General features: G+C 66.2%; 11 protein-coding genes. 7 read left to right on the forward strand and 4 right to left on the reverse strand.

Features of this window, described 5'->3' with window-relative positions:
• The first annotated feature begins 77 nt into the window (after positions 1-77).
• Positions 78-938, forward strand: a complete 861-nt coding sequence (locus ACE3SN_RS03495; RefSeq protein ID WP_374527513.1) for a CoA ester lyase — start codon at positions 78-80, stop codon at positions 936-938.
• A 27-nt stretch (positions 939-965) separates the two neighbouring features.
• Here the strand turns inward: ACE3SN_RS03495 and ACE3SN_RS03500 are convergent, their stop codons facing one another.
• Positions 966-1,427 (reverse strand): PaaI family thioesterase, encoded by a 462-nt coding sequence (locus ACE3SN_RS03500; protein ID WP_374527515.1) that lies wholly within the window; start codon positions 1,425-1,427, stop codon positions 966-968.
• Between the two features lie 62 nt (positions 1,428-1,489).
• Positions 1,490-2,872 carry a short-chain fatty acyl-CoA regulator family protein gene (locus tag ACE3SN_RS03505; protein ID WP_374527517.1) on the reverse strand — a complete coding sequence of 461 codons (1,383 nt, stop codon included), beginning with the start codon at positions 2,870-2,872 and terminating at the stop codon, positions 1,490-1,492.
• A gap of 155 nt (positions 2,873-3,027) precedes the next feature.
• On the opposite strand from ACE3SN_RS03505, the gene ACE3SN_RS03510 reads away from it, so the two are divergent.
• From ACE3SN_RS03510 to ACE3SN_RS03535, 6 genes are all read left to right on the forward strand, one after another.
• Positions 3,028-4,623, forward strand: a complete 1,596-nt coding sequence (locus ACE3SN_RS03510) for an isocitrate lyase (protein WP_374527519.1) — start codon at positions 3,028-3,030, stop codon at positions 4,621-4,623.
• A gap of 104 nt (positions 4,624-4,727) precedes the next feature.
• Positions 4,728-6,350, forward strand: coding sequence for an NAD(P)/FAD-dependent oxidoreductase (locus ACE3SN_RS03515; protein ID WP_374527521.1), 1,623 nt, complete (start codon positions 4,728-4,730; stop codon positions 6,348-6,350).
• Entirely contained in the window at positions 6,347-7,522 is a 1,176-nt protein-coding gene (locus ACE3SN_RS03520; RefSeq protein WP_374527523.1) for an NAD(P)/FAD-dependent oxidoreductase, read from the forward strand. The genes ACE3SN_RS03515 and ACE3SN_RS03520 overlap by 4 nt, the downstream gene beginning before the upstream one ends.
• A gap of 92 nt (positions 7,523-7,614) precedes the next feature.
• Positions 7,615-8,592 carry an NAD(P)H-dependent flavin oxidoreductase gene (locus ACE3SN_RS03525; RefSeq protein ID WP_374527525.1) on the forward strand — a complete coding sequence of 326 codons (978 nt, stop codon included), beginning with the start codon at positions 7,615-7,617 and terminating at the stop codon, positions 8,590-8,592.
• A gap of 39 nt (positions 8,593-8,631) precedes the next feature.
• A complete protein-coding gene (locus ACE3SN_RS03530) occupies positions 8,632-9,885 on the forward strand; it encodes an acetyl-CoA C-acetyltransferase (protein WP_374527527.1) in 1,254 nt (417 codons plus the stop codon).
• An 80-nt stretch (positions 9,886-9,965) separates the two neighbouring features.
• Positions 9,966-11,351, forward strand: a complete 1,386-nt coding sequence (locus tag ACE3SN_RS03535) for an FAD-binding oxidoreductase (protein ID WP_374527529.1) — start codon at positions 9,966-9,968, stop codon at positions 11,349-11,351.
• Here the strand turns inward: ACE3SN_RS03535 and ACE3SN_RS03540 are convergent.
• Both ACE3SN_RS03540 and ACE3SN_RS03545 read right to left on the reverse strand, forming a co-directional pair.
• A complete protein-coding gene (locus ACE3SN_RS03540; RefSeq protein WP_374527531.1) occupies positions 11,348-12,514 on the reverse strand; it encodes an L-lactate dehydrogenase in 1,167 nt (388 codons plus the stop codon). The two genes, ACE3SN_RS03535 and ACE3SN_RS03540, sit on opposite strands and share 4 nt — an antisense overlap.
• A complete protein-coding gene (locus tag ACE3SN_RS03545) occupies positions 12,514-14,061 on the reverse strand; it encodes an acetolactate synthase large subunit (RefSeq protein ID WP_374527532.1) in 1,548 nt (515 codons plus the stop codon). Before ACE3SN_RS03545 ends, ACE3SN_RS03540 begins: the two co-directional genes overlap by 1 nt.
• Between the last annotated feature and the right edge of the window lie 58 nt (positions 14,062-14,119).

A 14,119-nucleotide genomic window follows, 5' to 3' on the forward strand; every position in this document is an offset into this window, starting at 1 on the left:
CTCCATTGGTGTTTGGCGCGAGAGTGCAGGCGCGCGGCGGGCTTGTCTAGCTGGGGCGGGATATGGCACGGCAAGGCATGACCACGTTCCGCCCCCGCCGCTCCGCGCTCTACCTGCCCGCATCCAACGCCAAGGCGCTGGCCAAGGCCCGCACCCTGCCTGCCGACGTGGTGATCCTCGACCTTGAAGATGCCGTCGCGCCGGAGTTCAAGGCGGAAGCCCGCGCCGCCGCCGTCGCCGCCGTGGCCGAGGGCGGATTTGGCACCCGCGAACTGGTGGTGCGCGCCAATGGTCTGACCACCGAATGGGGGCGGGATGATCTGGCCGCGATCAGCGCCGCCGGTCCTGATGCCGTGCTGGTCCCCAAGGTCAGCAGTCCGGCGGAAGTGCGCGCCTATGATGCGCTGCTTGCCAACGCGCCGGAACGCATGAAGCTGTGGGTAATGATCGAGACCTGCGCCTGCGTGCCGCAGCTTGATGCCATTGCCGCCTGCGCCGCCGATACGCGACTTGCGGGCTTCGTGATGGGCACCAACGATCTCGCCAAGGCAATGCGCGCCCAGCTGCGCCCCGGCCGCGCGCCGTTCCTGCCGGTGTTGACGCTGGCGGTGGCCGCGGCGCGGGCGCACGGCCTGATCGTGCTCGACGGGGTGTGCAACGAATTCCGCGATATGGACGTGTTCCGCGCCGAGGCCGATCAGGGCCTCGAATGGGGCTTTGACGGCAAGACCCTGATCCACCCTGACCAGATCGACGTCTGCAACGCGGTGTTTACGCCAAGCGAAGCCGAAGTCTCATGGGCGCGCGCCGTGGCAGAGGCGTTCGAACTGCCGGAAAACGCCGGCAAGGGCGCAATCAAGGTTGCGGGCAAGATGGTAGAACTGCTCCACCTTGATCAGGCGCACCGCGTGCTGGCGTTGGTCGCGGCGGTTTCCTGACGCGGGCTTGGCCGCGCGGCCAATTGCCTAGCCGCGCAGTTTCTTGATCGTGGCCGAAAAGGTCAGCACCGGCTCGTCGCCGTCGCTGATCGTGCCGCGCACGAAGATCAGGCTGCCGCCCTTGCGCGTGACTTCGCCCTTCGCGGTCAGCAGTGCGCCCGCGCGGCCCGGGCCAACGAATTCGCTCGACATGGTGACGGTCACGCCGCCCACCGGGCCGCCGTTTTCCGCGATCATGAACAGCGCATAGTCCGCAAAGGTCAGCAGCGCGCCGCCATGGCAGTTGCCCCAGCCGTTGAGGTTTTTGGGCTGGACCCGGAAGCCCGCGACAGCCTTGCCGTCTTCCCATCGGACATAGAACGGTCCGGCATGATCCTCGAATGGCTCTTCGCTGGCCCACTTGTGCCAGCCGGCCCATTCGCCGTCCTCGATCAGGATCAGCTTGGAAGTGTTCACGCCTTCCGGGGCAGTGGATTGGGTTTCTGGCATTGGGGCATCCTCACGACCGAATCGCGGAACGGGTCCCTAGCCGCGCTGGCGCAGGCTTGTCATCACTGATCGTCGAAGCCGAACGGCGCGGCATCGCGCCGCCAGTCGTCTGACAGGATATCGCGGCCAACCGGCGGGGCGGCGCGCGCGGTGCAGGCCGGGCGGTTGCACAGCCGGCAGGTAACCCCGATCGGGGTCGCTTCGGGCAGGCCTTTTTGGGCATAGATCAGCTTGGGCGCGTGTTCTGCCGCACAGGCGAGCGCGATGGCGCGCAGCACCGGCTGTTCGCCAAACTTGCCGCCGCCCGCGCGCACCGTCCGCGCGATCGAGAAGAAGTGCTGGCCGTCCGGCAGTTCGAGCAACTGGGTGACGATTTCGCCGGGCGTGCGGAATACTGAATGGACGCTCCACAAGGGGCAGCCGCCGCCGTGTCCGGCAAAGGGGAAGCCTGCCCCGTCAAGCCGTTTGGAAACATTGCCGGCCATGTCGACGCGGATGAAGAAGAACGGCACCCGCAGCATCCCCGGCTTGTTCAGCGTGGTGAGCCGGTGGGCGACCTGTTCGAAACTGGTGCCGAAGGCGCGGCTAAGCGCCTCGATGTCATAGGAACGCGCCTCGACCGCGCGGGCAAAGCGGTCATAGGGCATCAGGATCGCGGCGGCGCCATAGCTGGCGAGCGCGCGGCGGACGAGGGCTGCGGCAGTGGGGCTGGCGAAGTCTTCGGCGCGGATCACCTGCGCGATCTCGCCGCGCAGCGCGGTATAGGCGATGTGGGTGGCAACCTGGAACGCGCGGCTGGCGCCGTCGAGCGTATCGTCGATCAGCAGCTGTTCGTTGTGCCGGTCATAGCGGCGCAGCGCGTCCATCATCACGTCGGACGGCAGATAGCGCACCCGCACGCCGGTGGTCGCGCGCAGCCATTCCGCCGCGCTGCCCTTGCGCGCGATTTCGGCGGCGACTTCCTCGGCGCGGGTGTCGATCGCGTGAAAATAGTTGCGCTCCCGCGCGACGAACCGCCGCGCCTCGGCCACGGGGTCGTTCTCGTCCGGGCTGTCGCGGCGTTCGGCGAGCAGGCGGTGCTCGCGGCTATAGGCGGAATAGAGCCGCAGCAGCGCCTCGCTCACGCCGGGGAAGCTGGTGGCAAGGTCGGCCACTTCCAACGCGGGCAGGTCGATATCGGCAAAGATCGGATCGCGCAGCACGTCGCCGATGCGGCGGGCGTAATCCTCGCTGTCTTCCCCGGCAAAGTCGGTGAGGTCGAACTTGTAGCTTTTGGCGAGGCGCAGCAGCAGGTCCGCCGTCAGCGGGCGCTGGTTGCGTTCGAGCAGGGCGACATAGCTGGGCGAAATGGCAAGGTCGGCCGCCATCGCCTGCTGGGTCAGGCCCAGTTCGCGGCGCAGGCGTTTCAGGCGCGGACCAAGGTAAAGCGGGCGGGATTCGGCCATGCGGCGTATTTTGTCATACCTGCACAACTTTACAAGGAAAATATGTAAAGCATTACAAACCGACTCCGCAGGCGCTTTCCGCAGTCCGGCTTCCGCGTCATTTGCATGCCCATGGATTGCCCGCCTCCCCGGGCTTGCGAATGAGGATACGTGCCATGACCTACCAGACGACCATCGCCGAAGCCGGACAGGAAATCGGCCGCTTCGAGAAGACCTGGAACGGGATCGAAGCCGAATCCGTGGCCCGCATGCGCCTGCAGAACCGCTTCAAGACCGGCCTCGACATTGCGCGCTACACCGCGAAGATCATGCGCGAAGACATGGCCGCCTATGACCAGGATCCGGCCAACTACACCCAGTCGCTGGGTTGTTGGCACGGTTTCATCGGTCAGCAGAAGATGATTTCCATCAAGAAGCACTTCGGCACCACCAAGGGCCGCTACCTCTACCTCTCGGGCTGGATGGTCGCCGCGCTGCGCAGCGAATTCGGCCCGCTGCCCGACCAGTCGATGCACGAGAAGACCACCGTGCCGATGCTGATCGAGGAACTCTACACCTTCCTGCGCCAAGCCGACGCCCGTGAACTGGGCATGCTGTTCCGCGATCTGGATGCTGCCCGCGCCGCAGGCGACGAGGTCAAGGCCAAGCAGGTTCAGGCCGCGATCGACGGTCACCAGACCCACATCGTGCCGATCATCGCCGACATCGACGCCGGGTTCGGCAATGCGGAAGCCACCTATCTGCTCTCGAAGAAGATGATCGAAGCGGGCGCCTGCTGCATCCAGATCGAAAACCAGGTTTCCGACGAAAAGCAGTGCGGCCACCAGGATGGCAAGGTTACCGTCCCGCACGAGGACTTCCTCGCGAAGATCCGCGCCGTTCGCTATGCCTTCATGGAACTGGGCGTTGAAGACGGCGTGATCGTTGCCCGTACCGACTCGCTCGGCGCTGGCCTGACCAAGCAGATCGCCTTCACCCGCGAAGCCGGTGACATCGGCGACCAGTACAACAGCTTCCTCGACTGCGACGAAGTCGATCCGGCCAACGTCGGCCACGGCGATGTCCTGATCAGCCGCGACGGCAAGCTGCTGCGTCCCAAGCGCCTGCCCAGCAACCTTTACCAGTTCCGCGCCGGAACGGGCGAAGACCGCTGCGTGCTCGATTGCATCACCAGCCTTCAGAACGGTGCGGACCTGCTGTGGATCGAAACCGAAAAGCCGCACATCGGCCAGATCGGCGGCATGGTTGACCGGATCCGCGAAGTGATCCCCAACGCCAAGCTGGTCTACAACAACTCGCCCAGCTTCAACTGGACGCTGAACTTCCGCCAGCAGGTGTTCGACGCCTGGACCGCCGAGGGCAAGGACGTCTCCGCCTATGACCGCGCCAAGCTGATGAGCGTGGACTATGACGGCAGCGAACTGTCGAACGAAGCCGACGAACGCATCCGCACCTTCCAACGTGATGCCGCCGCCCAGGCCGGTATCTTCCACCACCTGATCACCCTGCCGACCTATCACACGGCGGCGCTCAGCACCGACAACCTCGCCAAGGAATACTTCGGCGATCAGGGCATGCTGGGCTACGTCAAGGGCGTGCAGCGTCAGGAAATCCGCCAGGGCATTGCCTGCGTGAAGCACCAGAACATGAGCGGCTCCGACATCGGTGACGATCACAAGGAATACTTCGCCGGTGAAGCTGCCCTCAAGGCTGGCGGCGCGGCCAACACGATGAACCAGTTCGCGGCGTAAAACCCGCTCACGACTTCCTGGGGAGGAAGTTTGGCCCGTCACGCGCCCCTTTCGCGTGGCGGGCCATTTCGTTTTGCCGCGAAGCGGGCTAGGGGCGGGCGGTAATGCTGCGCCTCAACGAACTCAAACTCCCGCTCGATCACACGGCGGAAGACCTGCCCGCCGCGATCTGCCGGCGGCTGGACATCCGCGCCGACGAGCTGGAACGCTTCACCGTGGTCAAGCGCGGCAACGATGCGCGCAAGAAGTCCGCGATCCAGCTGGTCTATGCGCTCGACGTGGTCGTGAAGGACGAGGCCGCCGTGCTGGCCCGCCACAGCGCCGATCACAACGTGCGCCCGTCGCCCGATACCACCTACAAGTTCCCGGTCATGGCCCCCGAGGGCTGGAACGGTCCGCGCCCGGTGGTGATCGGGGCCGGACCGTGCGGCCTGCTGGCCGCGCTGGTGCTGGCGCAGATGGGGTTCCGTCCCATCATCATCGAACGCGGCAAGGCCGTGCGCGAACGCACCAAGGACACCTGGGGGCTGTGGCGCCGCTCGGTGCTGACGCCGGAAAGCAACGTCCAGTTCGGCGAGGGCGGGGCAGGCACCTTTTCCGACGGCAAGCTCTATTCGCGGATCAAGGATCCTCGTCACCTCGGCCGCAAGGTGCTGGTCGAATTCGTCAAGGCCGGTGCGCCGGACGACATCCTGACCGAAGCGCACCCGCATATCGGCACCTTCCGCCTCGTCACCATGGTAATGTCGATCCGCGAAACGATCGAAAGCCTGGGCGGCGAATACCGTTTCGGCACGCGGGTCGACGATTTCGAGATCGGCGAGGATGACGACGGCAATCGCCAGCTCAAGGGCCTGCACCTTTCGACAGGCGAATACCTGCCATGCAGTCATGTCATCATGGCGGTCGGCCATTCGGCGCGTGATACCTTCTACAAGCTCCACGATCGCGGCGTTTACGTTGAGGCCAAGCCCTTTGCGATTGGCGTCAGGATCGAGCATCCGCAAAGCTGGATCGACAAGGCCCGCTATGGCCCGGCGGCCGGCAACAAGATCCTTGGCGCGGCGGCCTATTCGATTGCGCACAAGGCCTCGAACGGGCGCTCGGTCTATTCGTTCTGCATGTGTCCGGGCGGGCGCGTGGTGGCTGCCACCAGCGAGGAAGGCCGCGTCGTTACCAACGGGATGAGCCAGTATTCGCGCGCCGAATTCAACGCCAATTCGGGGCTGGTGGTCGACATCACCCCCGAACGCGATTTTCCGGGCCACCCGCTGGCGGGGGTGGAATTGCAGCGCCGCCTTGAATCGCTGGCCTATGTCGCGGGCGGATCGAACTATCAGGCACCGGGGCAGAAGGTGGGCGACTTCCTGAAGGGCGAGCCTTCCAGCGAATTCGGCGTCGTCACCCCGTCGTATAAGCCGGGCGTCAAGCTGACTGACCTGTCTGAGTGTCTGCCCGATTTCGTGATCGAGGCCATCCGCGAGGCGCTGCCCGTGTTCGGGCGGCAGGTGCCGGGCTATGACCATCCCGACGTGGTGATGACCGGAGTGGAGACCCGCACCTCCTCGCCCATTCGCATCACGCGCGGCAAGGATTGCCAGAGCCTCAACACCCGCGGGCTTTACCCGGCGGGCGAGGGCGCGGGCTATGCGGGCGGCATCCTGTCCGCCGCGGTCGACGGGATCAAGGTGGCCGAGGCGCTGGCGCTCGAACTGGTCCCGGCGTGAGCGAAGCGTTCGACGCGATTATCCTTGGCGTAGGCGCGGCGGGGCTGATGTGCGCTGCCGTGGCGGGGCAGCGGGGCAGGCGCGTGGCGCTGCTTGACCATGCCGAGGCGCCGGGCAAGAAGATCCTGATCTCGGGCGGCGGGCGGTGCAATTTCACCAACCTGCACACCGCGCCCGACCGCTACCTCTCGGCCAACCCGCATTTCGCCAAGTCGGCGCTCAGCCGCTACACGCCAGCCGATTTCCTCGAACTCGTCGAAAGCCATGGCGTCGCCTGGCACGAAAAAACGCTGGGCCAGCTGTTCTGCGATGGTTCCGCGCGCCAGATCGTCGACCTGCTGCTGGCCGAATGCGCCAAGGGCGCGGTGGACCTGCGCTGCGGGGAAGAGGTGCGCGAAGTGGCCCATGCGGACGGCCTTTACCGCGTAACCCACGGCGCGCGGACCCTGGCTGCCCGGGCGCTGGTCATCGCCACCGGCGGGCCGTCGATCCCCAAGATGGGCGCGAGCGGTTTTGCCTATGACCTCGCCCGCCAGTTCGGCCTCAAGGTGGTGGAACCGCGCCCCGCGCTGGTGCCGCTGACGCTGGGCGGCGAGGACGTGCTGTTCCGCGAGCTTTCGGGCGTTTCGGCCGATGTGGTCGCCCGCTGCAACAAGGCCGCCTTCCGCGAGGCGGCGCTGTTCACCCACAAGGGGCTGTCCGGCCCGGCGATCCTGCAAGTCTCGTCCTACTGGAAGCGCGGGGACAGCGTGGGGATCGACTTTCTGCCAGACCGGAGCGAGGGCTGGCTGATCGAGACCAAGCGTGCGCAGCCCCGCGCCCGGCTGAAGAAGGTGCTGGGCGAGGCACTGTCCGAACGGCTGGCCGCGCGGCTGTGCGATCTCGTCGGGATCGACGGGGAACTGGGCCAGCTGACCGACAAGGCGCTGCGCGCCGCCGAGGCGCGGCTGGGCGATTGGCGGTTCATGCCCAACGGCTCGGAAGGCTACGCCAAGGCCGAAGTGACCGCCGGCGGGATCAGCACGGCGGAGCTTTCCAGCCAGACGATGCAGGCCCGCAAGGTGCCGGGGCTCTATGCCATCGGCGAGGCGGTGGACGTGACCGGGTGGCTCGGCGGCTACAATTTCCAGTGGGCCTGGGCCAGCGCACAGGCCGCCGGGCAGGCGCTTTGATTTGCGACTCTATCGCAGACGCAGCATTGCCCATTGCCAATTTTAATTGAGCGGTTAAACGAGTCGCCAAAGGGATTCCACGGAGGGGATATATGGCGCTGAAGACTCGCATTACCGAGCTGCTCGAAATCGAACACCCGATCGTCCAGGGTGGGATGCAGTGGGTTGGCACCGCTGAAATGGCCTCGGCCGTTTCGAATGCGGGCGGCCTTGGCATCATCACCGGCCTGACCCAGCCCAGTGCCGAGGCGCTGGCCGCCGAAATCGAACGCTGCCGCTCCATGACCGACAAGCCGTTCGGCGTGAACATGACCGTGTTCCCCGCGATCAATCCGCCCGACTACAAGGCCTATACCCAGGTCATCATCGATGCCGGGATCAAGGTGGTCGAAACCGCCGGCACGCCTGCCGTGCGCGAACTGTGGGAAATGATGAAGCCGAACGGCATCAAGATCCTGCACAAGTGCACTGCCGTTCGCCACGCCGTCTCGGCTGAAAAGGCCGGTGTCGACGTGATCAGCATCGACGGCTTCGAATGCGCCGGTCACCCTGGCGAAGACGATATTCCGGGCCTGATCCTGATCCCGGCGGCGGCCGACAAGGTGAAGATCCCGCTGCTCGCCTCGGGCGGGTTCGGTGATGGGCGCGGCCTCGCGGCTGCCCTTGCGCTGGGCGCCGAGGGCATCAACATGGGCACCCGGTTCTGCGCCACGGTCGAAGCGCCGATCCACCAGAACTTCAAGCAGGCGATGGTCGATAACGACGAACGTTCGACCGCATTGATCTTCCGCTCCTATCGCAACACCGCGCGCGTGGCGAAGAACTCGATCGCGCAGGCGGTGGTTGCCGCCGAAGCCGAAGGCAAGCCGTTCGAAGCCGTGGCCGATCTGGTCAAGGGCGTGCGCGGCCGTGAAGGGCTGGGCAGCGGCGATACCGAACACGGCATCTGGACGGCAGGCATGATCCAGGGCCTGATCCATGATATTCCTACCTGCCAGGAACTCGTCAGCCGCATCGTGGCTGATGCCGAACAGATCATCCGGGGCCGTCTCGCCAGCAAGCTGGCCTGATCCCCACCAAGAGACAAACGCCAAGAGAGGAGCATTCCAATGGCTGAAGCTTACATCATCGACGCATGCCGCACCCCGCGCGGGATCGGCAAGCCCGGCAAGGGCGCGCTTTCGCACCTTCACCCGCAGCACCTCGCCGCGACCGTGCTCAAGGCGCTGAAGGACCGCAACAACCTCGACACCTCGACGGTCGACGACGTGATCTGGTCGACCTCGACCCAGAAGGGCAAGCAGGGCGGCGACCTTGGCCGCATGGCCGCGCTGGCCGCCGGTTACGACATCGGCGCCTCGGGCATGACGCTTGACCGCTTCTGCGGTGGCGGCATCACCTCCGTCAACCTCGCCACGGCGGCAGTCATGTCGGGCATGGAAGACTGCGTGATCGCAGGCGGCACCGAAATGATGAGCTACACCGCCCAGCTTGGCGCGGAAGAAGCCAATGCCGGGCTGAAGCCGATGGGCATGGGTTCGGGCAACCCCGAACTCGACGCGCTGCACCCGCAGTCGCACCAGGGCGTGTGCGGCGACGCGATCGCCGCGATGGAAGGCATCCCGCGCGAAGCGCTCGACGCGCTGGCGCTGGTTTCGCAGGAACGCGCCGACCGCGCGATCCGCGAAGGCCGCTTCGACAAGTCGCTGGTTACCGTCTACAACCCGGACGGCACCGTGGCGCTGGATCGCGAAGAATTTCCGCGTCCCGAAACCACCGCTGAAGGCCTCGCTTCGCTGAAGGCCAGCTTCGACGGCATCGCCGATTTCGACCTGGGCGGCGGCGTGACCTTCCGCAAGCAGATCCAGCGCCGTTATCCCGACCTCAACTGGAAGGGCGTGCACAACGCCGGCAACAGCTCGGGCGTGGTCGATGGCGCGGGCGCCGTGCTCATCACCTCAAAGGACTATGCCGACAAGCACGGCCTCAAGCCGCGCGGCCGCGTGGTGGCCTATGTCAACTGCGGCGATGACCCGACGCTGATGCTCAACGCCCCGGTTCCGGCGGCGAAGAAGGTGCTCGAAAAGGCCGGGCTCAAGAAGGAAGACATCGACGTCTTCGAAATCAACGAAGCCTTCGCCGTCGTGGCCGAAAAGTTCATCCGCGACCTCGAACTTGACCGCACCAAGGTGAACCCGAACGGCGGCGCGATGGCGCTGGGCCACCCGATCGGCGCGACCGGCTCGATGCTGATCGGCACCGCGCTCGACGAACTCGAACGCATCAATGGCCGCTATGGCCTGATCACGATGTGCGCAGCGGGCGGCATGGCCCCGGCGATCATCATCGAACGTCTCGACTAACAGACGAAGACGCAACTTTGCGTTTTGCGCCCCGGCCGTAGCTGATACGGTCGGGGCGTTTCGTTTTGGAGAGGACCGGAATGACTGCCTTGCTTGACCAGATTGCCGCGATTGTCGGCCCCAAGGGCCTGATAACCGGGGAGGACGTGGCTCTGCGCGCGGCGGACTGGATGGGCCATGCCAAGTGCCAGGCGCTCGCCGTGGTGCGCCCCGCGACCACGCAGGAACTCTCCGAAGTCATGAAGCTTTGCCATGCGGCGGGGCAGGTCGTGATCCCCGTTGGCGGCATGACCGGGCTGGTGCGCGGCACGGAGTCGCAGCCGACCGACATTCAGATCTCGCTCGAACGGATGCGCAAGATCGAGCGGATCGATCCGGTTGGCCGCACCGTAACTGTCGAGGCGGGGATTCCCGTCCAGGCGGTGCAGGAAGCGGCGGCCGAACAGGGCCTCAAGTTTGCGGTCGACTGGGGCGGGCGCGGTTCGGCCAGCATTGGCGGGGGCATGTCGACCAATGCGGGCGGCAATTCGGTCGTGCGCTACGGCATGATGCGCGACAACGTGCTGGGCGTGGAGGCCGTGCTGGCCGACGGCACGATCATTTCGGCGATGAACAGCCTGCTCAAGAACAACGCCGGGTATGACCTCAAGCACCTGTTCATCGGCACCGAGGGGACGCTCGGCATCATCACCCGCGCCGTGCTGAAACTGCACCCCGCGCCGCTGGGTTCGTCAACCGCGTTCCTCGCGCTCGAAAGCTTCGATGCGGTGCAGAAGTTCTTCATGCACATGGGCCGCCGGCTTGGCAGCGGGCTGACCTCGTTCGAGGTGATGTGGGCCAGCTTTTACGAGCCGATCGCGGTCGCCTCGGGCCGCCACAACTCCCCGCTGCCGGGCGGACATCCGTTCTACATCCTCACCGAAATGAGCGGCCTCGATCCCGATCGCGACGCCGAACTATTCGCCGACGTGCTGGGCGAAGCGCTGGAGCAGGGCCTGGTGGTCGACGCGGTGATCGCCGCCAGCAAGGCGCAGGCAGCGCAGATGTGGGCGATCCGCGACGACATCGAGGGGCTCTATCACTACACGCTGCCTTCGGTGACTTTCGACGTCAGCCTGCCGATCACAGAAATGGACGCCTATGTCGGCCGGGTGAAGGAGAAAGTGCTGGCGCAGTGGGGCGAGGATTCCAAGCTTGTGGTGTTTGGCCACATCGGCGACGGCAACCTCCACCTCCTCGTCGGCCCGCGCCCGTTCGACGAGGGCGCCCACCACCGGGTCGAGGAAATCGTCTATGGCGAACTGGTGCCGGTGAAGGGCTCGATTTCGGCCGAACACGGCATCGGCGTTGAAAAGCGCGACTGGCTGCACATCACCCGCTCGCCCGAAGAAATCGCGCTGATGCGCACGCTCAAGGCGGCGATGGACCCCAAGGGCATCCTGAACCCGGGGAAGGTGTTGGCCTAACCGTTCAGCAACACCTCGCGCCCGACATCGCGCGCGTTGATCGCACCCGAAAGACCTAAAGCGGTGCGCATGTCCTGCTTCATCAGGCCGAGCATCCGGGTCAGTGCGGCTTCGCCCCCGGCGGCGAGCGCCATTACCCACGGGCGGCCGACCAGTGCGGCCTTGGCGCCCAGCGCCAGCGCGCGGACGAGGTCCTGGCCTGAGCGGATGCCGCCATCGACCAGCAAGGTGGTCTGATCGCCCACCGCATCGGCGATGCGCGGCAGCATCGTCGCGGTCGAGGCCACGCCATCCAATTGCCGTCCGCCGTGGTTGGAGACGATCATCCCGTCAGCCCCGATGGCGACAGACTGCTTCGCATCTTCCACGTCGAGCACGCCTTTGAGCACCAGCTTGCCGGGCCAGATCCCCCGCAGCCATTCGATGTCCTTCCAGGTGACCGAGGCATCGAACTGGGTGCCGGTCCAGTGCAGGTAATCGCGCGGGTTCTTCGATTGCTTCACATAAGGCGCGATATTGCCGAACCCGTGCGGGCCGCCCAGCAGGCCAACGTTCACGGCCCATCCGGGATGCAGCGCATAGTCGAGCGCGCCTGAGCGGAACCGTCCCCACGGCCCCAGGCCGCCCGCCATGCCGTTGCGAATATCGCGGTAGCGCGTGCCGAGCACCGCAAGGTCGATGGTGAAGGCCAGCGTTTCCACCCCGTGGGCGCGGGCGCGTTCAAGAATCTCCTGAACGATCCCGCGGTCCTTCAGCATATAGAGCTGGAACCAGAACGGCCGGTCCGAAACCGTGGCGACTTCCTCCATCGGGCAGATTCCGACAGTGGAGAGGCAAAAGTCGATCCCCGCCGCATCAGCGGCGCGCTTGGCCTGAACCTCGCCGCGCCGCGCGGTCATCCCGCCCATCCCGACCGGGGCCAGCACCAGCGGCATGGCCAGCTTCCGCCCGAACAGCTCGACCGAGCAATCCATCTTCGAGGCGTCGCACAGCACCTTTTGCGTCAGTTGCACCGCTTCCCAGTCGGCGGTGTTGCGGCGCAGGGTGACCTCCGCGCCCGCGCCGCCGTCGATGTAATCGAACAGGAAACGCGGCAGGTTCTTCTCCGCCTCGCGCCGAAAATCGGGGAAGCTGGCGGGCAGGAGGTTGAGCGATTCCCCCATCAGAGCAGCGCTTCGATCAGGCGCGGCCCCTTGGCAGCGAGTGCTTCGGCCAGCGCCTCGCGGAAGGCTTCGGCGGTATCGACCCGCACGGCTGGCACGCCCAGGCCGCGCGACAGTTCGGCCCAGTTAATCTCGGGATTCCTGAGGTCGAGCATCGACAGCGCCTTGGGGCCGGGGTTCTGCACGCCGACGCGGCTGAGTTCGATGTTGAGGATCGCGTAGGAGCCGTTGTTGAGGATGATCGTGGTCACATCCAGCTGCTCGCGCGCCATCGTCCACAGCGCCTGGTTGGTGTACATCCCCGAGCCATCGGCCTGCAGCGCGATCACCTTGCGGTCCGGGCAGGCAACCGCCGCACCCACGGCCAGCGGCAGGCCCTGGCCGATCGCGCCGCCGGTCAGTTGCAGCCAGTCATGCGGCTTGGCCCCGGCGGTCATCACGAACGAAGCCCCGCCTTGCGTCGCGCCCTCATCGGAAACGATGGCGTTTTCGGGCAGCAGTTCGGCGAGGATCGCGCCGAAGTTGGCGGCATCGAGCTTGCCCGGCGCGGCGGGGGGCAGGGCGGCCTGCTGCACCAGCGCGGGCTGCGCCGGGGCATCCAGCGCATCGGCCAGCGCGGTCAGCGCATCCAGCGCATCCTCGCGCAGCGAGGCGAGGCGCACCAGTTGCGCTTCGGGCGGGGAGAGGAAGCTGGGCTTGCCGGGATAGGCGAAGAACGAGACCGGCGGCTCGGTGCCGCAGAACACGATGGTGCGCAGGCCCGCGATATAGGCCTGCGCCATTTCGCCGAAGTAGGGCAGCTTTTCGACCGCGACTCGGCCCGCGCCGCGCTGGTGCCGGGCGGCGAAGGTTTCGCAGATCAGCCGCGCGCCGGTGGCGGCGGCAATCCGCCCGGCCTGCACCAGCGCATCCTCGCGCAGCGCGCGGCCGCCGAGGAACAGGCACTTGGGGCCTTCGCCGCTCTTGAGCGCTTCTGCAGTGGCGGTGATGGCATCGGCGGGAACCTTGGCCGGAGCGGGCAGGGTGGGGACGGCGACCTTGGCCGAGCCTTCGTTCCACGCATGGTCGGCGGGCACGATCACGGTCGCGACCTTGCCGGGATAGCTCTGCGCCACGGCGAAGGCTTCCGCGCCCGCCTGCGCCAGATCGCGCTCCGAGGTCGAAACGCGCACCCAGTCCGACATCGGGCGGGCGACGCCCTGTGCGTCGGAGGTCAGCGGGGCGTTGTAGTGCAGGTGATAGGTCGCGTGATCGCCGACCATGTTGATGATCGGCGAACCTGCGCGCCGCGCGTTGTGGAGATTGGCCAGGCCATTGCCGAGGCCGGGGCCAAGGTGCAGCAGCGTCACCGCCGGCTTGTCCGCCATGCGGCCATAACCATCCGCCGCGCCGGTCACCACGCCTTCGAACAGGCCAAGCACCGCGCGCATCCCGTGGGTGCGGTCAACTGCCGCAACCAGCTGCATTTCCGAAGTGCCGGGGTTGGCGAAGCAGACCTCGACCCCGCAATCCTTCAGCGTACCGACAAAAGCTTCTGCACCGTTCATCTGGTTATCCTGCTCCCTGTTTGAGCGGGGAGTTTCCAGACTATCGGCCCGCGTGCAA

Origin of the sequence: Novosphingobium sp. (genome assembly GCF_041915465.1) — a bacterium.
Taxonomy (GTDB): Bacteria; Pseudomonadota; Alphaproteobacteria; order Sphingomonadales; family Sphingomonadaceae; genus Novosphingobium.

Coding starts and splice junctions, on each gene's coding strand:
- ACE3SN_RS03545 (WP_374527532.1), bottom strand. CDS start 14,061: ATGAACGGTGCAGAAGCTTTTGTCGGTACGCTGAAGGATTGCGGGGTC.
- ACE3SN_RS03540 (WP_374527531.1), bottom strand. CDS start 12,514: ATGGGGGAATCGCTCAACCTCCTGCCCGCCAGCTTCCCCGATTTTCGG.
- ACE3SN_RS03510 (WP_374527519.1), top strand. CDS start 3,028: ATGACCTACCAGACGACCATCGCCGAAGCCGGACAGGAAATCGGCCGC.
- ACE3SN_RS03525 (WP_374527525.1), top strand. CDS start 7,615: ATGGCGCTGAAGACTCGCATTACCGAGCTGCTCGAAATCGAACACCCG.
- ACE3SN_RS03515 (WP_374527521.1), top strand. CDS start 4,728: ATGCTGCGCCTCAACGAACTCAAACTCCCGCTCGATCACACGGCGGAA.
- ACE3SN_RS03495 (WP_374527513.1), top strand. CDS start 78: ATGACCACGTTCCGCCCCCGCCGCTCCGCGCTCTACCTGCCCGCATCC.
- ACE3SN_RS03535 (WP_374527529.1), top strand. CDS start 9,966: ATGACTGCCTTGCTTGACCAGATTGCCGCGATTGTCGGCCCCAAGGGC.
- ACE3SN_RS03505 (WP_374527517.1), bottom strand. CDS start 2,872: ATGGCCGAATCCCGCCCGCTTTACCTTGGTCCGCGCCTGAAACGCCTG.
- ACE3SN_RS03530 (WP_374527527.1), top strand. CDS start 8,632: ATGGCTGAAGCTTACATCATCGACGCATGCCGCACCCCGCGCGGGATC.
- ACE3SN_RS03500 (WP_374527515.1), bottom strand. CDS start 1,427: ATGCCAGAAACCCAATCCACTGCCCCGGAAGGCGTGAACACTTCCAAG.